This window comes from Chitinophagales bacterium (genome assembly GCA_016787225.1).
GTDB lineage: Bacteria > Bacteroidota > Bacteroidia > Chitinophagales > JADJOU01 > CHPMRC01.
Window position 1 is genome coordinate 1 of the sequence record JAEUUY010000003.1, and the last position, 19,447, is coordinate 19,447.

At 36.7% G+C, this 19,447-nt stretch carries 18 protein-coding genes; 13 read left to right on the forward strand and 5 right to left on the reverse strand.

The window, feature by feature from the left end; genetic code table 11:
• Positions 1-286: 286 nt before the first annotated feature.
• The 4 genes from JNL75_00420 to JNL75_00435 are packed head-to-tail and all read left to right on the forward strand — an operon-like array spanning position 287 to position 5,472.
• On the forward strand, positions 287-3,010 hold the full coding sequence (locus JNL75_00420; protein MBL7788276.1) for a 2-oxoglutarate dehydrogenase E1 component: 2,724 nt from the start codon (positions 287-289) through the stop codon (positions 3,008-3,010).
• A gap of 23 nt (positions 3,011-3,033) precedes the next feature.
• Positions 3,034-3,963, forward strand: a complete 930-nt coding sequence (locus JNL75_00425; GenBank protein MBL7788277.1) for an ABC transporter ATP-binding protein — start codon at positions 3,034-3,036, stop codon at positions 3,961-3,963.
• A 1-nt stretch (position 3,964) separates the two neighbouring features.
• Positions 3,965-4,801 (forward strand): ABC transporter permease subunit, encoded by an 837-nt coding sequence (locus tag JNL75_00430; protein MBL7788278.1) that lies wholly within the window; start codon positions 3,965-3,967, stop codon positions 4,799-4,801.
• Positions 4,798-5,472, forward strand: coding sequence for an outer membrane lipoprotein-sorting protein (locus tag JNL75_00435; protein ID MBL7788279.1), 675 nt, complete (start codon positions 4,798-4,800; stop codon positions 5,470-5,472). Before JNL75_00430 ends, JNL75_00435 begins: the two co-directional genes overlap by 4 nt.
• Here the strand turns inward: JNL75_00435 and JNL75_00440 are convergent.
• Positions 5,462-5,671 carry a hypothetical protein gene (locus tag JNL75_00440; GenBank protein MBL7788280.1) on the reverse strand — a complete coding sequence of 70 codons (210 nt, stop codon included), beginning with the start codon at positions 5,669-5,671 and terminating at the stop codon, positions 5,462-5,464. The genes JNL75_00435 and JNL75_00440 overlap by 11 nt on opposite strands.
• A 252-nt stretch (positions 5,672-5,923) precedes the next feature.
• Here JNL75_00440 and JNL75_00445 point away from each other — a divergent pair, with 252 nt between their 5' ends.
• From JNL75_00445 to JNL75_00475, 7 genes are all read left to right on the forward strand, one after another.
• Positions 5,924-6,886, forward strand: coding sequence for a (2Fe-2S)-binding protein (locus JNL75_00445; protein ID MBL7788281.1), 963 nt, complete (start codon positions 5,924-5,926; stop codon positions 6,884-6,886).
• 31 nt (positions 6,887-6,917) lie between these two features.
• Complete coding sequence (locus JNL75_00450) at positions 6,918-7,262, forward strand: four helix bundle protein (GenBank protein ID MBL7788282.1); 345 nt, start codon at positions 6,918-6,920, stop codon at positions 7,260-7,262.
• Between the two features lie 30 nt (positions 7,263-7,292).
• Positions 7,293-8,459 carry an acyl-CoA dehydrogenase family protein gene (locus JNL75_00455; GenBank protein MBL7788283.1) on the forward strand — a complete coding sequence of 389 codons (1,167 nt, stop codon included), beginning with the start codon at positions 7,293-7,295 and terminating at the stop codon, positions 8,457-8,459.
• Between the two features lie 68 nt (positions 8,460-8,527).
• Positions 8,528-9,103, forward strand: coding sequence for an adenylyl-sulfate kinase (gene cysC, locus JNL75_00460; protein ID MBL7788284.1), 576 nt, complete (start codon positions 8,528-8,530; stop codon positions 9,101-9,103).
• Positions 9,104-9,495: 392 nt separating this feature from the next.
• Positions 9,496-10,401, forward strand: coding sequence for a sulfate adenylyltransferase subunit CysD (gene cysD / locus JNL75_00465; protein MBL7788285.1), 906 nt, complete (start codon positions 9,496-9,498; stop codon positions 10,399-10,401).
• Positions 10,402-10,403: 2 nt separating this feature from the next.
• Positions 10,404-10,979, forward strand: coding sequence for a hypothetical protein (locus tag JNL75_00470; GenBank protein ID MBL7788286.1), 576 nt, complete (start codon positions 10,404-10,406; stop codon positions 10,977-10,979).
• A 62-nt stretch (positions 10,980-11,041) separates the two neighbouring features.
• The gene (locus JNL75_00475; protein ID MBL7788287.1) at positions 11,042-13,882 is read left to right on the forward strand and encodes an ATP-dependent helicase; all 2,841 of its coding nucleotides are present in this window, start codon (positions 11,042-11,044) and stop codon (positions 13,880-13,882) included.
• A gap of 15 nt (positions 13,883-13,897) precedes the next feature.
• Here JNL75_00475 and JNL75_00480 read toward each other — a convergent pair whose 3' ends face one another.
• From JNL75_00480 to JNL75_00495, 4 genes are all read right to left on the reverse strand, one after another.
• Positions 13,898-14,185 carry a hypothetical protein gene (locus tag JNL75_00480; GenBank protein MBL7788288.1) on the reverse strand — a complete coding sequence of 96 codons (288 nt, stop codon included), beginning with the start codon at positions 14,183-14,185 and terminating at the stop codon, positions 13,898-13,900.
• A gap of 37 nt (positions 14,186-14,222) precedes the next feature.
• Positions 14,223-14,972 (reverse strand): nucleoside triphosphate pyrophosphohydrolase, encoded by a 750-nt coding sequence (mazG, locus tag JNL75_00485; protein MBL7788289.1) that lies wholly within the window; start codon positions 14,970-14,972, stop codon positions 14,223-14,225.
• A 106-nt stretch (positions 14,973-15,078) separates the two neighbouring features.
• Entirely contained in the window at positions 15,079-16,473 is a 1,395-nt protein-coding gene (locus JNL75_00490) for an exopolysaccharide biosynthesis polyprenyl glycosylphosphotransferase (GenBank protein MBL7788290.1), read from the reverse strand.
• A gap of 75 nt (positions 16,474-16,548) precedes the next feature.
• On the reverse strand, positions 16,549-17,988 hold the full coding sequence (locus JNL75_00495) for an aldehyde dehydrogenase (GenBank protein MBL7788291.1): 1,440 nt from the start codon (positions 17,986-17,988) through the stop codon (positions 16,549-16,551).
• An 836-nt stretch (positions 17,989-18,824) separates the two neighbouring features.
• On the opposite strand from JNL75_00495, the gene JNL75_00500 reads away from it, so the two are divergent.
• Together JNL75_00500 and JNL75_00505 are read left to right on the forward strand one after the other, a co-directional pair.
• Positions 18,825-19,235: a hypothetical protein gene (locus JNL75_00500; protein ID MBL7788292.1), complete on the forward strand. Its 411-nt coding sequence runs from the start codon at positions 18,825-18,827 to the stop codon at positions 19,233-19,235.
• A gap of 10 nt (positions 19,236-19,245) precedes the next feature.
• On the forward strand, positions 19,246-19,447 hold a 202-nt coding region (locus tag JNL75_00505), incomplete at its 3' end, for a TetR/AcrR family transcriptional regulator (GenBank protein MBL7788293.1).

Genomic DNA, 19,447 nt, shown 5'->3' on the forward strand with positions numbered 1-19,447 from the left:
CGAATTATCGAAGCCTTTTTGCATTTCAACCAAAATTTGGGAGGGGATTAAATCACCATTTTAAACATAGGCCTTGCTCACCGGAGCTATGTTAGCTCTGTTTTGTCAAAAGACGATTGTTTTCTTAAAATTTGGGATAAATCTGTTTATGCTTCAGTTCATTCCGTGCATTCTGTGAAAAACTACCTTCCCCAAATTATTGTTAAATACCTATACTTCATTTCTTATTCTGTCGAATATTCTTTAGCTTTGCTTTTTATCGTATTTTCAAGCTTTTAGCTATATTATGACTAGCCAATTTTCTTTTATTTCCAATGCACACCCTTCTGTGATAGAAGGACTTTACAATGATTACAAATCGAATCCAAGCTCTATAGATCCCGAGTTTAAGAAATTTTTTGACGGATTTGATTTCGCTGTAGGACGAGAATCTAGCCAAAGTGGCAGTTCTTCCAGTTTTTCATCGGACGAATTTAAAGTCTTTCACCTCATACAATACTACAGGCATTATGCCCATCTGATAGCAGATACCAACCCATTGCGCAAAAGAAAGGACCGAGGTTTTCAAACTTCCCTCTCTCATTTTGGACTGACGGAAGCAGATTTGAATAAAACGTTTACAGTAGGAAGTGAATTGGGATTAGGCGCAGCTAGCCTACAGGCTATTCTTGATCGACTACATAAAATATATGTCAGCAAAATCGGTTTTGAATTACAGTCAGTTCGCAATGAGGAAGAATACCAGTGGTTAAAAGATGTAGCAGAAAAGAGATATTTAGATAAAAAATTCAGTACAGATAAACAACATAAGACCCTGAAATCTCTTAATAAAGCCGTGGTTTTCGAAGAGTTTCTAGGTAAAAAATTTATAGGTGAAAAGCGATTTTCCATCGAAGGTGGTGAAAGTACGATTCCTGCACTAGAGGCTATTATCGATAAGACGGGAGAACTAGGTTCTAAAGAAGTAGTCATAGGAATGGCGCACCGAGGTCGCCTCAATGTCTTGGTCAATATCATGAAAAAAACCTATGAAGAGATTTTTACTGAATTTGAAGGAACCAATATAGACTCTGCAGCAGGGGATGGTGATGTGAAGTATCACAAGGGTTTCTCCTCTATGTGGCCTACACCTCAGGGAGATTTATATGTCAACTTATTAGCAAATCCGTCTCACTTAGAGGCTGTAAACCCTGTCGTTCTAGGATTTTCAAGAGCAAAGGCAGATATCGAATATCAATCGGATTACTCTAAAGTGTTACCTATTATCATTCATGGAGATGCAGCTATAGCTGGACAAGGAATCGGTCAAGAGGTGATTCAAATGTCTCAGTTGAAGGGATATCGTAATTTTGGATCTATACATTTTGTCATCAATAACCAAATAGGATTTACCACGGATTGGGACGATGCGCGCTCTTCCGATTATTGCACGGCTATAGCAGCTATGCTCAATTGCCCTGTTTTCCATGTGAATGGAGATAGTGTAGAAGACGTCATATTTGCCTGTGAAATAGCAGCAGAATATCGTCAAAAATTCAAGAAGGATGTATTTATAGATATGGTTTGTTATCGCAAGCATGGACACAACGAAAGCGATGATCCGAAATACACCCAACCAGAGCTTTACAATATAATAGCGAAAAAGAAAAATCCACGAGACGTCTATGCAGATTATCTTTCGCAATTAGGCACCGTAGAGGCAGATATGGTAAAAAAGCTAGATAAAGAACTCTACGATGACCTTCAAGATAAATTAAATAAGGTAAAGGAAGAAACGAAAGACTATGTCTATAGGCCTCATGAAAAGGCTTGGATGAAAATGCAAAAAGCAAGAGCTTTAGATTTTGAAACCAGTCCTAAGACTGCTATTTCAGAAGCGGATTTTAAATTAATTGCTGATAAAATCACGAATATTCCAGCTAATTTTTCTCCCTTGAAAAAGATAGAAAAGCAAATGGCAGACTGGAAATCTCGTATGCTAGATAAGCGAGAACTGGACTGGCAAGCCGGAGAATTATTGGCCTATGGCTCTTTATTGAAAGAAGGAAAAATTGTGCGATTATCAGGTGAGGATGTCAAGCGCGGAACTTTTTCGCATAGACATGCCTGTATATTTGACCAGAACAATAATCAAGAACACAATCGACTCAATGCCATATCTGATAAGCAAGCACAGGCGCATATCTTCAATTCCTTATTGTCAGAATATGCCGTTTTAGGTTTTGATTTTGGCTACTCCATAGCCAGTCCAGATAATTTGGTCATATGGGAAGCGCAATTCGGTGATTTTTCAAACGGTGCACAAATTATCATCGATCAGTTTTTGATGTCGAGTGAGACCAAATGGAAAATCAATTCCGGTATGGTTTTACTTTTACCCCATGGCTACGAAGGTCAGGGACCTGAGCACTCGAGTGCTCGCATGGAGCGATTTCTCCAACAATGCGCAGAATTCAACGTACAAGTATGTAACATTACTACCCCAGCCAATTATTTCCACGCCATACGCCGTCAATTAGCCAGGAATTTTAGAATTCCTATTATCGTAATGTCTCCAAAATCATTATTAAGACATCCTAGCTGTGTCAGTCCAGTGGAAGAAATCTTAAATGGAGAATTTCAAGAACTAATAGATGATACCAAGGCGGATGTCAAAAAAGTGAAGCGCGTGCTACATTGTTCAGGTAAAATATATTACGAACTCTTGGCTAAAAAAGAAGCAGACAAGCGAGATGATATAGCCATCGTTCGTTTGGAACAGCTCTACCCTATTCCTATCAATCAGGTAGAGGCTGTATTTGAAAAGTATAAAAAAGCAGAGCATGTATGGGTACAGGAAGAACCTGCCAATATGGGTGCTTGGACTTATCTTCTCGATAGACAATACCGAATGAAAGGCGAAGTCGTTTACAAAGTGGTTGCACGCAAAACCTCCTCCTCCCCTGCCACAGGAAACAAAAAACAGCATTTATTAGAATTGCAGGATTTGATGGAGCGAGCGTTTGGGTAATTTTGAATTTTTAATTCTTAATTTTGAATAATATTTTTTGCTTGAAAAACCCTATCCTAGAAATTAGGAACCTCCACAAATCCTTCAAGAAATTCAAAGCCTTGAATGGAGTGAGTCTAACTGTGAACCAAGGTGAGATTTTTGGATTTCTTGGATGCAATGGTGCTGGGAAATCCACTACAATTCGTTGCTTGCTAACACTAATAAAACCTGATAGTGGCGAAATACTATTTAAAGGAAAAAATATCAATGAATGTCGAAGTGAGTTTTTGAGTTCGGTGGGGTGCATAGTGGAGAAGCCTGATTTCTATAAAAATTTGAGTTTAGAGACCAATCTCAAACTCAGCGCTATGCTTTACAATAAGAATCCTACAAAGAAGGTAATCTATGATAGTTTGGAATTGGTAGGATTAAAAGGAAAAGAAAAAGTCAAATTCAAAGCTTGTTCGCAAGGTATGAAACAAAGACTGGGGATAGCTGCAGCGCTTATTCACGATCCGGAAATAATTATCCTAGATGAACCCTCCAATGGACTTGACCCTAGGGGAATGATTGAACTTCGTCAGCTCATTCTTCGAATGAAAAACGAAATGAAAAAAACGATCATCATTTCTTCGCATATTTTATCAGAAGTAGAATTAATTGTAGATAGTCTCATCATTATAGATAAAGGCGTCAATGTGATACAAGGCAGTGCAAAAGAGCTACTGCATGGTTCCGATGTCATGGTCAATATAGAGACTACTGAAATAAACCGACTGGCTGAGAAAATTAAAAATTCGGTCTACAATTCGCAGTTAGAATCTGTTTCCGAAAATCATATTCTTATGAAATCAACCATGAATGAGGTGGCAACAATGCATAAGGATATTATCCTAATGGACGAACCTATTCAAAATTTCTATACACGTAAGAAACTAGAGGATTTATTCTTAAAATTGACAGAGAATTGATATGGGAAATTTATTGTTTGTAGAGTTATATAAAACCTTTGCCAAACCGAGAACTTATATAGGTATTATAGCCATAGTTTTATTAATCGGTCTCATTCAATTTGGCTATCATTTGAATAAAGACGATATTGGAGGAACGATAAAAGCTATGCTGGGAGGTGGAGTCACTGTAGAAAATCTCTCCCTCAATGGCAATATGATTTGCTATATGGTGCTGCAGATGCTATACGTTCACCTTCCTATTATTGTTGCCTTGGTATCCGGAGATTCGATTTCAGGTGAAATGAATACAGGTACAATACGCGCTTTAATGGTAAAACCAGCTTCTCGTTGGAAAATTTTCTTAGCTAAATGGCTCGCCAATCAACTCTATCTTTTACTTGTCATTATAGTTATTTATATATTTGGGCTATTACTTTCTCGATTTTTGTTTGGAAATGGTGACATGATAGTCTATGGCAGTGAAATATCCGTATTAGAAAAGAGCGAACTACTCATTCGTTTTACCAAAGCCATTGCATTGTCCTATCTAAGCCTAACAGTCATCAGTAATTTGGCTTTTATGCTTTCAAGTTATATGGAGAACTCCGTAGCACCGATTGTTATCACCATGGTTATAAATATTGTATTTTTAATATTTGGAGCTTTAACCTTTGAAGTATTTGAACCTATTCAGGAGGTTTTATTTACTAAGCATATGAGTCTATGGAATTATTGCTTCGAACTACACCCTAAGTTTAATGAATTGTATAAGTCCATTGGAATATTACTTGCCTATATTGGAGGATTTTTCGTTCTAGCCTTTTATTCATTTACTAAAAAAGATATCACACAATGAGAATTGCCATTCTATTTATTATTCTAATCTCAGTGAATCTGCAAAGTCAATCAGCGGCAGAAATAGTAAAGAAATCCTATAATCAGTTTAAAAAACTATCCTCCTACTCTAATGATGTCAATTTCATTTTCGATATACCTTCTGTAAATATTAAAAATTTAGCAGGTAAGGTATATTATAAGTCTCCGGATAAATACCGTGTCAAAGTGGATGGTATAGCCTTCGTCCCTAATGAGAATCCAATGAAGATATACAGTTATCTTGGAGATAATACAAAATATAATTGCCTACTTAACTCAACTGAGACGGTCAATGGACAAAAGTGTCACGTCATTAATATCATACCTAATGGGGAGGCTGATTTTATCTTGGGTAAACTTTGGATAAGCCAAAGCAACTATTGTCCATATAAAGTAGAATTAACCACTAGGAGAGGTACTGTCAAAATGGAAAATTTCTTCAAAACAATGTCTAATTATGGTTTGCCCGATAAAGTTGTTTTTTATCTAGAAAACTTTAAAGCACCTAAAGGCAAAGGACTTGGGCCTAAAAAAGAAGATAAAGATGAAAAAACGGGTACCATTACTATGATATATTCAAATTATAAAATCAACCTACCTATAGCAGATAGTATATTCCCAAAACTCATAGTCAAGGAAACTAAAAAATAGAAAGTTTACCATCGGATATATCAATTGTCACAGATTTACTAGACTTAAACTTGCCATTTCCATCTGAAAAAGGAGACTCTATAGTGCCAATTATATAAGGACCTTCTTCATGATATTTTATAAAATAATCCTTAACCATTATCATGGTATCCGATTTAGGAAATTGATCAATAGATACTAACGTTTTATTGTTTTCCATTATCTTGATTTGTCTGGAGCAAGATACTATAAACAGCACTAAAGAAATCACAGCTAGCCTTAACATAAAATACGCTTTTGTTATCAAACGTAAATATAAGAAATAAATTATACTATTCTACACACACGTCAATTTTATTGTTTTTCAAATATTTAGGATAACAAAACGTATATTAAATTGAATCACTGAATTAAGACTCATTTTTACCTAAAATCAATATATTTGTAAATTCTAAATTCGATAGTGAAAATTATGAGTGAAGTTCAAAATGTCAAGGTAACGATAGACGGTGTAGAAATTATGGTTCCAGCTGGTACAACTATACTTCAGGCAGCTAGAATGCTAGATAATGATAGTGTACCACCAGCTATGTGCTTCTATACTCCTCTGACAGAAAGTGGTGGAAAGTGTCGCACTTGCTTGGTTCGTGTAGCAGCAGGTAGCGAAAAAGATCCTAGACCTATGCCTAAACTAGTTCCTTCCTGCAAAACAAATGTGATGGACGGCATGGTAGTAGAGGTAAAATCAAGTCCTAAGGTGCAAGAAGCTAGAGCCGGCGTCACAGAGCTATTATTGATTAATCACCCTCTCGATTGCCCTGTATGTGACCAGGCAGGAGAATGCCATTTACAAGACTTGGCCTTTGAACATGGTAAAGCTGGCAGTCGTTATGATTTCAAACGTCAAGAGTTTGAAGAAGAAGAAATAGGAGACTATATTTCGCTGAATAAAGAACGATGCATTGTATGCTACCGCTGTGTATTCGCAGCTAATCAGCTATGTGATAGACGGGAGCATGGCGTCCTATTCAGAGGTGATAAAGCAGAAATAAGTACCTTGATAGGAGAATCGCTCGACAATGAATTTATAGGAAATATCATCGATGTGTGCCCTGTAGGAGCGCTCACAGATAGAACCTTCCGCTTTAAGTCTCGCGTATGGTTCACTAATCAATTTGATGCGCACAGAGAATGTGACAAGTGCTGTGGAAAAACAGTAGTACATAAAAAAGGAGACGAAATCATACGAGTCTCTGCCCGCAAAGACAAATGGGGCGAGGTGGAAAACTGGATATGCAATACTTGCCGTTTTGATAAAAAAGATAATGCCGACTGGACGATAGATGGACCTAGAAAAATAGAAAGGACTTCTGTGCAGAGTTTAAATCATTATGAAAATAGTGGACAGACAACTGTAATAAATAGCATCAGTTAATTTTGAATTTTGAATTCTTAATTTTGAATAAATGAAGGAAAACATTATTAGAGATAAATCCTTTCAATTTGCTATTAAATCAATTGATTTATACAAAGAGTTAGTTGAAAATAAAGAATTCGTTCTATCAAAGCAATTTTTAAGAAGTGCCACTAGTATTGGAGCTAATATGGAAGAAGCTACCGCTGGAGTTTCAAAAAAAGATTTCGTCAACAAAATAGCTATTTCCTCAAAAGAAGCACGTGAAAGTTTTTATTGGCTGCGTTTAATAGAATATTACAATCAAGACCTAGACTTAAGAAACCTGAAATCAGATTGCGAAGAATTAATTAAAATTCTAACTAAATTTATTAAAACCTCCCAAGAAAATATTTAAAATTAAAAATTTAGAATTAAAAATTCACAAATGAACGCTACCACAGACTATTTTTTAGTAGATGAATTGCTAACAGACGAACACAAAATGATTCGTCAAACGGTTCGAGACTATGTAGACAAGGAAATAATGCCTATCATAGACGAACATGCACATAAACATATTCCGATTCCCAACCTGATGAAAAATTTGGGTGCCATAGGTGCATTAGGACCATATATCCCAGAAGAATATGGAGGTGCAGGTCTAGACCAAATAGCCTATGGACTTATCATGCAAGAGCTTGAGCGAGGAGATAGCGCTGTTCGATCAGCTGCTTCTGTGCAGTCTAGCTTGGTCATGTATCCAATTTTTAGCTTCGGAAGTGAAGAACAGAAAAGAAAGTATTTGCCCAAGCTCGCTACGGGTGAAATGATTGGGTGCTTCGGATTAACAGAACCTAATCATGGCTCCAATCCGAACGGAATGGAAACGAAAATTAAAGATGCGGGAGATCATTATATTCTTAATGGAGCTAAAATGTGGATCACCAATTCTCCCCTCGCTGATATAGCCGTTGTTTGGGCAAAAGATGAAGAAGGAGTTATCAGAGGATTAGTAGTGGAAAGAGGTATGGAAGGCTTTACCTCTCCTGAAACACACAACAAATGGTCGCTAAGAGCCAGTGCTACAGGTGAGTTAGCTTTTGATAATGTAAAAGTACCTAAGGAAAATATTTTCCCAAACATCAAAGGTCTAAAAGGTCCTTTATCTTGTCTCAATTCGGCAAGATATGGTATATCATGGGGAGTTCTGGGTGCAGCGATTAATTGTTATGAAGTGGCCCTTAAATATTCCTTGCAACGTGAGCAGTTTGGCAGACCCATAGCAGGCTTCCAGTTGCAACAGAAAAAGTTAGCCGAGGCTATTACCGAAATCACCAAAGCCCAATTGATGGTATGGAGACTAGGTGTGCTGAAAAATGAAAACAGGGCTACACCTGCTCAAATTTCCATGGCCAAGAGAAATAATGTTCACACTGCCCTGACTATTGCTAGAGAGTTAAGACAAGTTTTAGGAGGTATGGGCATCATGGGTGAATTTCCTATGATGCGTCATGCAGCCAATCTTGAATCTGTTATTACCTATGAGGGTACGCATGACGTGCATTTGCTCATTACGGGTAATGATATTACGGGTATTAATGCTTTTGTTTAGTTATCAGTAGGCAGTTCTCAGTAGTCAGTAATTCGTAGTGCCTTTGTGCCAAATTTAATTTCAACAAGTTGAAAGATTTATTTCCAGTATTTGAAAGGCTAGTTACAAGAGATAAAAAAGAAATACTTCTCAACCAGAATGGAAAGGTATATTGGCTCTATGGTCAGAGTGGTAGTGGCAAGACGACCATTGCTGTAGAACTTGAAAAACAATTATATGCACAAGGTAAATTTGTCATTGTTTTAGATGGCGACAATTTGCGTTCAGGATTGAATTCTGGTTTGGGTTTTTCTACCGAAGACCGCGCAGAGAATATTCGACGAGCTGCTGAAGTAGCTAAAATCCTTGTTCAAAATGGTGTTATCGTTATTTGTTGTTTCGTTTGTCCACTTAATTCTATGCGAAAACTTGCAAGAGAAATCATAGGCAAGGATTTTGTCGAAGTGTACATTAAGACATCACTCGAAACGCTCATGGAGCGAGATACTAAGGGTTTTTACAAAATGGCAATGGAAGGCAAAATGGCTAATTTAACTGGGGTCAACGCAGAATTTGAAGACGGACTTCATTCAGATTTGATTGTAGATACAGACAAGGTCAAAGTAGAAGAAGCAGTGCTACAAATTATGAATTTAAAACTCTAGGTTTTGTTTAAAGGGGAACACATAATACTATTGTATGGTCTAATCGGATGGGGTTTAGCTTTTGCAATGTGTTGGCAAGAAAGTAAATTGAGGAAAATTAATTTCTTTTGGGCATTATTTCTATGCGTTATAATAACTCCGCTTATTGCCTATTTTATCATCTCAGGTTATGGACTTAGAAATCCTAGAGGTTGCAAATGGTGCGGGAACACAGAAAATGAAGCAGAATTCTGTGGTATATGCAGAAAGAATGAAAATGGGGATTTAAGACCATTTTAATTATGTCGAATTCTCCATAATTAAAATTTAAAGTAGACGAAATTGACTACCATAAATCCAACGTATTTAATTTATATTTGCCATATTAAAAATTATAAAATCACAATTAAAACGTGTCCTCCTATTCCCTCAACCATTTAGAAGAACTCGAAGCGGAAGCTATTTTTGTCATTCGCGAAGTAGCCGCTCAGTTTGAAAATCCAGCTATCCTATTTTCAGGTGGCAAGGATAGTATCGTCGTCAGTTACCTGGCCCGAAAAGCTTTTTATCCTGCCAACATTCCTTTTCCACTTTTACATATTGATACTGGGCACAATTTTCAAGAAACACTGGATTATAGAGACAATCTAGCCAAAGAATTCAATGCTCGACTGATAGTAGGCCATGTGCAAGAAATGATAGACAAAGGTATGGCGAATGATGAGAAAGGAGTCAATGCTTCCAGAAATATAGCTCAGATACCTACTCTTTTACAAGCTATCGAAACGCATAAGTTCGACGCCCTCATTGGTGGTGCGCGTCGCGATGAAGAGAAGGCCAGAGCCAAAGAACGCTTCTTCTCTCACCGTGATGAATTCGGTCAATGGGATCCTAAGAATCAACGACCAGAGCTTTGGAATATATTTAATGGAAGAAAACATCTCGGTGAACACTTCCGAGTCTTCCCTATTTCCAACTGGACTGAACTCGATGTATGGCAATACATAGCCAAAGAAAAAATTCTATTGCCTTCACTTTATTTTGCGCATAAGAGACGAGTCTTTAACCGCGATGGAACTTGGCTTTCAGAAAGTCCCTATACCCAAACTAAAGAAAACGAAGTAATCGAAGAAAAGATGATTCGCTTTCGCACCATGGGTGACATAACCATTACTGGAGCCTATCTATCTGAAGCCTCCAATCTCGACGAAGTCATTCAAGAAATAGCCGCATCTCTTTCCACAGAGCGTGGTACCCGAGCCGATGACAAACGCTCCGAAACCGCCATGGAAGATAGAAAGAAGGAAGGGTATTTTTAATTTTGAATTTTCAATTTTTAGTTTTGAATAGCTTTCAGTGGGTTGTTACTTTATTTACTTTTGTAGCTCTATTTGGTTGTAATGAAATTAGGTATGAATCTCAAAATACAACAATGAATTTTGATTCAATCACACAATCAAATAAGAATAAAACTGAAATCGATACAATAATTGATAACCTTTGGAAACTTGACTCCGAATGCACTGAAAAAGACAACTTCAAAGAATTAAACATTGAAGGCTTTTCCATTTGCGGAAAGGTAAAGAAAGACTTTTTAAAAAAACATAGAAATTATGACTCCATAGTGGGTTATTATTATTTCTATGGTCCAAATAGAATTGTGTTTGAAAATGATAGAATTATTGCCTTTTATCTTTACAATTCAAAATTTAAAATACATAATTTTATAAATATTGGGGATTCAACCAAAACTCTCATAAATAAATTTCCTTGTTCCTTTAAAGATAACTTAAAAACCTATAGTATTAAACTATTTAATAATAATAGTGATGATTTAACTATCGAATATAATGACTTTGTTGTTACTTCTATTCAATACCAAATTGATGAACCTTAAAGTGATGTAGTAATACCAAAATTTAATATTCAAAATTAAAAATTCAAAACTAAAAATTAAACTTGGATCTCCGCCTCTCCTTCACCACACAAGCCTTCCTAGACCTCAAAAATCCTTTTGAGATATTGGTTGTTACCCGAAAGGATGACAAAGTGGACTATCATACCGAACCTATCCCAAATCGTGCTGTGATTGCGAGATATAAATTGGATAGTTGGAATCTGATAGCGGAGAATTTTGAGTTTAAAAAATACCAAAAACTAATAACGCAGCATAAAGAAAACTATGAAAAACTGGGTTTATCTACTGGACTGACAGCCTACGTAAATCAGTATATGACCAAATATGTCTTCGATACCTTTCAGCAAATACGAAGAAATTTTTGGGAATGTAAAATCACCTTTAAGCATCAGTTCAAAGAAGGGAATATTCGCAATATACCTTTATCCATAAACTTTCATGAACCTCGATTGAGATTTGAGGTCATGAAAGATGAAGATGGAAAACTACACCTTAAAAAATATGTCTATCTCGAAGAGGATGAGTATGCCGAGAAGGATGTAGAAATATTTGAATTTCTCATCATAAAAGGAACAGAATACTTTGTTTTCAACAATACGGATTTTCAAACCCTAACACGTCTTAAGAAAATCGATTTCGAAAAATATCATTATGATGCTGTCGGATTCTCAGAAGAAATCTTAATGGATTTAGAAAAGAAATATGCAGTAGAACGCCATAAACACTTCCCTGAAGAACATATAGAAGTGGAGCCTAGCTATCAGCTATACCTGACAGAGTCTTCTGATTTTCTCATGCTGCATCCGCAGTATAACTATGATGACATCGTAATAGAAGGAGCTTATAAACCTGAAAATATTTTATATAAAAATGGAGTAAAAATCTATGTCAAACGCTCTCAGGAAAAGGAGTCTGAGTTTACCAAAGAGATACAATCGACGTATGCTGATTTTGAAAAGCAATTGAACGGTTACTATTTTCTCTCTGTATCCGAAGCGAAAAAGAAAAACTGGTTTCTCAATTTTTACCATAATATGCTCACGAAAAACGTGGCTATTATAGGTATGGATATGTTGCGGAATTTTCGCTATTCTAGCTTCGCTATCGAAACGAAATATTCCATACTTGGATTAGAAAATAACTTACTGTCTATTCAATTCAAAGTAAATTTCGGCGAGGAAGTAGTTGATAATTTAGAGCTTCAAAAAGCCTTGCAGGCAAAGCAGAAGAGTATATTGCTCTCCGATAATACTATTGGCGTTTTGACCGATGAATGGTTGGAAAAATTTGGACTATTAGTGAAACATAGCCGAATTCAAAAAGATATTTTATCTGTACCCAAGTGGATTTTGATATTCAATAGAACGCTCTCCGAGTTTCAAGACAGTTCCCAAGAACAGGTGATAGAAGAAGATTGGTGGGAAAAATGGAATCAATGGCAAAATAGTGAAGCAATCATTAATCCGATATCGAATGATGTCAAAGCGACACTCCGACCTTATCAGCAAAAAGGTTTTGAATGGATGGTCTTACTGAGTAAAATAGGCGCTGGTGCTTGCCTAGCAGATGATATGGGTTTGGGTAAAACCTTACAGACTATTTGTTTTCTGGATTACAAAAAGAAACAAAGCCCTAATACTATCCAACTTATCATCTCCCCTTCATCTCTTATGTATAATTGGAAAGTAGAGATAGAAAAATTCGCCCCGGAACTCAAAACCCATGTCTATCATCAGTCTAATAGAAATATAGAAGACCTCGCTACGAATCAGGCTGATATTTTGATAACTAGCTATGGGACTGCCAGAGCGGATATAGAACTTCTCGAAGGATTACAATTTTCTACCATCGTGCTAGACGAAAGCCATAATATAAAAAACCCTACAGCGCAAGTTTCAAAGGCAGTGCTGAGGCTTCAAGCAGATTCCAAAGTTATCTTGAGCGGTACGCCTATCATGAATAACACGTTGGACTTGTTTCCACAATTATCATTCATCGTTCCACAGCTTTTTGGCAGCCAGGAATTTTTCTCCAAAGAGTACGTGCACCCGATAGACCGTGATAAGGATAAAGAAAAAATAGAACAACTCAAACGCGTGACAAGTCCATTTGTATTGAGACGAACGAAGGAACAAGTAGCAAAAGATTTACCTTCCAAAACAGAATCTATCATCTGGTGTGAAATGGGCGGCGCTCAAAAACGATACTACAATGAGGTCAAAGATAATATTAAAAACTCTCTTTTCGTCAGTATCAAATCAGAAGGACTAGGGAAGTCGAAGATGAATGTCTTAGCCGGAATTCAGAAATTACGCCAACTCTGTAGCTCACCTGTGCCTATAGAAGACTATGAACACCAAACGGAGGAATCTATAAAAATAGATACCTTGATAGAAGAATTAGAAGGCAATTTAGTTCATAATAAAGTCATTGTATTTTCGCAGTTTTTAGGTGCTTTAGATAAAATAGGTCAACAATTAAAGGTAAAAGAAATAGCTTATTATCTCATTGACGGCAGTACGCCACAAATCAAGCGTCAAGAACAAATCAATAAATTTCAAGACAAAGAAAATCCAGTGCGTGTTTTTCTGCTAAGTTTGAAAGCTGGTAATTCAGGTTTTACTTTAACGGAAGCTAATTACGTATTCCTCATCGACCCTTGGTGGAATAGACAAGTCGAGAACCAAGCGATAGACCGCGTGTATCGTATAGGTCAGGATAAAAATGTTTTTGCTTATCGCATGATATGTAAAGATACCATCGAAGAAAAAATCATCCAACTTCAAACCAAAAAACTACAACTCAGTGAAGAACTCATCTCCGAAGATGAAGGATTTGTGAAGAATTTAAATGAAGAGGATATAGAGTTTTTGTTTGGGTAGGAAGCTGGATACAGATTATTCTTGCTTACAATAATTGGATTTTAGCTTAGCATCTAGCATTTCATCTACAGACTTAAATTCTACGGTTATAATTCGGCTATTCCCTTGACTTATTCCGTTTCTATACGAAGAATAATTTAAATCATCAATTTTACAAGTCTTAAATATATTAGTATCATTCTTATTTGTAACACTATTATAATTAATGTAAGTGCATGATACACACCTATTAGAAGTATTTTTACCACAAGAAAAAATAAAAACTACAAATGTGAGGACGATTAAAAATAAACTGAATTTCATAATCTAAATTATACGCAAAGATACCGAATTTTGCTAACTATAATAATTTTTTAGCCTCATTCCACAACCTATCCATTTCCTCAAGTGTCATTTCAGATAGGGGTTTGTCAGCATGGTCTTCGATATATTGAAAACGTTTGATAAATTTTTGATTGGTGCGCTGCAGAGCGAGTTCGGGATCCACTTTGATATAGCGAGCAAGATTGATCATACTAAATAATACATCGCCCATCTCCTCTTCTATCTCATGCTGTTGACTATGTTGAATAGAAGTTTTCAATTCTCCAATTTCTTCCTCTAATTTATCCAAAACACCTTTCACATCGTCCCATTGAAATCCTACATGAGCTGCCTTATCTTGAATGCGATAAGCCTTGACCATGGCAGGGAGTGATTTAGGCACGCCACCTAGAATAGATTTTCTACCTTCTTTGAGTTTAAGATTTTCCCAATTCTCCTTGACTTGTTCTACAGAAATATCCTTTACAATATCATAGACATGCGGATGTCTTTGAACGAGTTTATCATTTCCTTTTTTCAAAATATCATCGATACTCGTGCCATCTTTTTCATGGATAATTTTCGTGTAAAATACGAGATGAAGCATGATATCGGCTATCTCTTCTTTGAGATTATCAAGATTATTTTCTAAAATAGCATCATATAATTCATAGACCTCCTCGATGGTGAGATGAGATAGACTCTCTAGCGTCTGCTTTTTGTCCCATGGGCATTTTTCCCTGAGATCATTCATTATGGATAAGAGGCGATTAAATTCGGTGGACATTTTGGATGCTTGAGATTAGATGTTAGATATTAGACGATAGATGTTTTTGAAAATAGAAGAAATACTCTCTCCAAACTAGTTACTAGTCACTAGCAACTAGTAATTATCATTTCCCCTTACCCTTAAAAAGAATAATAAATGTATATATCAATATCTTCACATCGAGCACCAAGCTCATATTTTCAATATAAATCATATCGAATTTCAGGCGATGAACCATCTCTTTCACATTTTCGGCATACCCATATTTCACCATACCCAGAGAAGTAATGCCTGGTTTGATTTTCATCAAATGAAGATAGTATGGGGCTTCCTGACATATTTGATCAATAAAATATTTTCGCTCAGCACGATAGCCTACGATACTCATATCGCCCTTCAGAACATTAAAAAACTGAGGGATCTCGTCCAAACGCCATTTACGAAGAAATCTGCCAACCGGAGTGATACGAGCATCCTCTTTCGAAGCCAATAAGGGAGTATTGGCTTCTGCATTCGATATCATAGAGCGAAACTTCAAGATATAAAACGGTTTGAAATTTTTCCCTATGCGCTCCTGACAATAAAATACATCCCCGCCATTGCTGATTTTAAGGATTAAAGAAATGATTAAAAATAAAGGCAACAATAGAATAATAGCTAGAATAGATAACATAATATCCAGAGCAGATTTTATGTTTTTCTCAAAGAGGTGCATATTATCTGGATAGGCCTCTAAGAAAATAGGGCTATTGATGTCTGAAAGTCGATAACTTTTATTGATAATATCATAGATATCTGCTGGTGTTTTGACTATGACATTAAAAGGAGCCAACTGATTGATCAGCGAATGAATAAACTTATCATCTGTGGAGTTTATAATGACCTGATTTACCTGATTAGAATGGATAACTTTTTCTAAATCCGAAATCTTACCTATATAAGGAAGCTGACAGCCATTGGTATCTTTATCAGAGAGGTAGCCAATATTTTTAAATCCAAAATCTTTATAATCGCAAAGCTTATCATTCGAATAGTGCTGCTCGTCTACTGCATTTAACACGAAAATAGAATTAAAGTATCGCTTTTCCTCACTATACAAATACTTATTTATGGTGAGAATACAAATTCTAAAGAAAATAGTCAAGCTAAAGTGCAAACTAAAGTAAGTCAAGACGACATAGAACAAATTTTCCTTTGAATAACTATCGTCCAAAAAGAAGAGAAAATTTAAAATGATAACTCCTATCAAGGAGGCCATAGCGGTTTTAACGATTTCCCAAAAACGAGATTTAAAGAACAAATGTCCGTAAAAACCTGAATAAAAATAGAGAACTAGCCAAAACAAGGGGATCAATATCAAGCTAAAGTAAAAGGTCTCATCCTTTAAAAACTCGTCCAATCTTATTTCATAAGGATAAGGGGAGAGTGTTTTTCGGTAATAATACAATACAACCCATGCTATAGCTGCGGCTATAGTATCAAACAATGGATAAATGGTAAGCTTATTCGTATTTTTCAAGCGATAGTGTCAAGGCAAATTAGTTCTTAGTTTTATAAGCTAACGCTATTTTAGGCTATTAATTGTTTAAAGTTATCAATATTTTATAAACACATTCTTGGTCTCCGTAAAAAATCGCATAGCCTCAAATCCACCTTCTCTGCCTATACCACTCTCCTTCATACCACCAAATGGCGTGCGTAAATCACGGACCATCCAGGTATTGACCCAGACGATTCCAGAATCGATGCGCTCCGCCACCCGATGGGCTTTTTTCACATTTTCTGTCCAGATGGTACAAGCGAGACCGTAGGGTGTGCTATTCGCCATTTGGATAGCATCCTCTTCCGTGTCAAAGGGAATCAGAGTGACCACAGGTCCGAAAATCTCCTCCTGATTGAGTCTACACATATGTCCTAATCCTTCTATAACAGTAGGTTCTACAAAATAACCATTTTTGCAGTCGCCCTCAGGAATATAGCGCTTGCCCCCTATCAAAACAGTACCTCCTTCTTCCTTAGCTAAGTCAATATACCCGAGTATCTTATTCATATGTGCTTCACTCACCACAGCTCCTATATTAACCTCTGTAGAAGGATTCCCGATGGTCAGCTTTTGAATTCTTGCCAGAAACTCTGTCTTGAATCGATCATAAATAGTCTTTTGTATGAAAATTCTACTTCCGCAGAGGCAGATCTGACCTTGATTTATAAAAGAAGAACGCACGGTCGTAGCCATCATATCTTCAAAATCACAATCATCAAAAATGATATTAGGGTTCTTGCCACCCAGCTCTAGTGATACTTTCTTAAATTGTTTAGCACATTCCATATTGATAGCTCTTCCTGTGACGGTGCCACCGGTAAATGCTATGGCTTTTACTTGCTTGCTTGCTACAATAGTCTGCCCTACCTTAGCTCCCAGCCCATGCACGATATTTAATACACCATTCGGAAATCCAACTTCCTCGCAAACGGTAGATAGCAAATAAGCCGTATAGGGGGTGATTTCCGATGGCTTGGCCACTACGGTATTACCCGCAGCCAGGGCAGGCGCTATTTTCCATGTAAAAAGATATAAAGGTAGATTCCACGGAGAAATACACCCGACGACGCCTATGGGTTGTCGTAGTGTGTAGTTTAAGCCTTGACCTGGTGTATGGTGGCTCTCACTGGGAAAATTCATCTGTGCCGAAGCAAAAAATTTCAGATTCGATATAGCTCTAGGAATATCACTCTGTGCGGCTAGCCACTGCGGTTTGCCATTATCTCTCGACTCCGCCTCCACAAATTCTTGCATTCTATTCGCTATCCCATTGGCTAGTTTCAATAACCAATCAAAGCGCAGCTCGTAACTCAAGACCTTCCAAGCCGGCCAAGCCCTATCAGCAGCAGCTATAGCCATCTTCACATCGGATTCATCGCTATCTGGCAAGCTACCGTATACTTGTCCTAGAGAAGGATTCACTAAATCTAGAACTGCCCCAGACTGCGCATGATAAAACTTCCCATCGATATAATTCTGTATAGTGACCATGATTCTCTGATTCTAAACGTATAAAAATACAAATATAATACCAATCTTACGTATAAATGGTACAATGAGCTGTCAACCGAAATTGGATAATTATAGAAGCCAAATAGCGTATTAGAAAATGCAGAATCGATTAAGAATTTGTATTTCAATCCCGTACGTATGGGATTGAAACAAATTCAAAATCGTCACGAAGAGCTTTCAGGACAACTAAATCATATAGTTCGCCACGTTGTGGCTTCTTATGAATAATCAGAGATTAATAAATAAAATTAAAAATGCCTAGCAAATATACGCAATTCTAACTAATTCAAACTAGTAAAGAATACGCAACTAATAACTATGTGTATAGTCTTGATTTTAAACAATATAAATATTTAAAAGCAAAAATTATGCAAATTTTATTTTATTTCTATTAATTTCGTACTTTATAGAGTTATAAGCAAGCCTATGACGACCCTTACAACCATCAAGCGGACACCAAAACGACCAGGCTTTTGACTTCCAAATAAAATCTCGGGCGACCGAAACTCGGTTGACAAATTCGCTGTAACTCGACACCGACCAGACCATTTTGCCGACACTAAAGCCAACGCAAGGTTTTAAAAATTTTCCCTCCGCACATTTTAAAAAATAATTTTAGCCAGCCCGCATTGGCACATTTGGGGTTTGCCCCCTCACACAACCCGACACACAGGCAAACCCCAAAAGAGCCAATTACCCACCGCACCAAGATGATTTTCGTCACATTTTAAAGTTTTCTCAAAAAATCTTGCAGGTATAAATAAAATAGACCTATCTTTGTGAGCGAATATTCACTTACTTAAAATATATACAAGATGAACGGTAAAAACAACATTGCAATAGGCTTCCTGACAATGGGGCTTTTTATGGCTTACGGCTTTCTATTAATCTACCTGCGTGACTTCGCTCCGGGTAAAGAAGAATGGGTAAACTCATACAGCATAGGAAAGCACTTTGAAAGCAGACTGGCTCACGTTCACGGAAACTTGTTCGCCTTTCTAAACATCCTAATTGGTTATCTACTCCTACATTTCAGAGACAAATTACAAAGCGTGAAAACCATTTCTTGGTTGGCACTTACTGGTTTACTAATGCCAATTGGAATATTAACAGAGGTATATTTTGGAGTGCCTCCTGTTTTAGTATTAATTGGTGCAATTGCTATGACAGCTTCTGTAATTTGGTTAGGTGTTGCGTTTTTAAAAATGAAATCTATAACAGAATAAAATATATCAAATGACAACAGAAACAATTTCTGACAGACAACTTGAAATTATTGAAGCAGCAGGTAAAATACTGACTGCTTCGGGAATAAGTGGGCTAACAATTAAGAACTTGGCTAAGGAAATGAAATTTTCTGAAAGTGCCATTTACAGGCATTTTACAAGCAAGGAAGAAATCATTATTGCCTTACTTGATTATCTTGCTCAAAGTATGG

Coding starts and splice junctions, on each gene's coding strand:
- JNL75_00420 (MBL7788276.1), top strand. CDS start 287: ATGACTAGCCAATTTTCTTTTATTTCCAATGCACACCCTTCTGTGATA.
- JNL75_00430 (MBL7788278.1), top strand. CDS start 3,965: ATGGGAAATTTATTGTTTGTAGAGTTATATAAAACCTTTGCCAAACCG.
- JNL75_00435 (MBL7788279.1), top strand. CDS start 4,798: ATGAGAATTGCCATTCTATTTATTATTCTAATCTCAGTGAATCTGCAA.
- JNL75_00440 (MBL7788280.1), bottom strand. CDS start 5,671: ATGGAAAACAATAAAACGTTAGTATCTATTGATCAATTTCCTAAATCG.
- JNL75_00445 (MBL7788281.1), top strand. CDS start 5,924: ATGAGTGAAGTTCAAAATGTCAAGGTAACGATAGACGGTGTAGAAATT.
- JNL75_00450 (MBL7788282.1), top strand. CDS start 6,918: ATGAAGGAAAACATTATTAGAGATAAATCCTTTCAATTTGCTATTAAA.
- JNL75_00455 (MBL7788283.1), top strand. CDS start 7,293: ATGAACGCTACCACAGACTATTTTTTAGTAGATGAATTGCTAACAGAC.
- JNL75_00480 (MBL7788288.1), bottom strand. CDS start 14,185: ATGAAATTCAGTTTATTTTTAATCGTCCTCACATTTGTAGTTTTTATT.
- mazG (MBL7788289.1), bottom strand. CDS start 14,972: ATGTCCACCGAATTTAATCGCCTCTTATCCATAATGAATGATCTCAGG.
- JNL75_00495 (MBL7788291.1), bottom strand. CDS start 17,988: ATGGTCACTATACAGAATTATATCGATGGGAAGTTTTATCATGCGCAG.
- JNL75_00500 (MBL7788292.1), top strand. CDS start 18,825: ATGAACGGTAAAAACAACATTGCAATAGGCTTCCTGACAATGGGGCTT.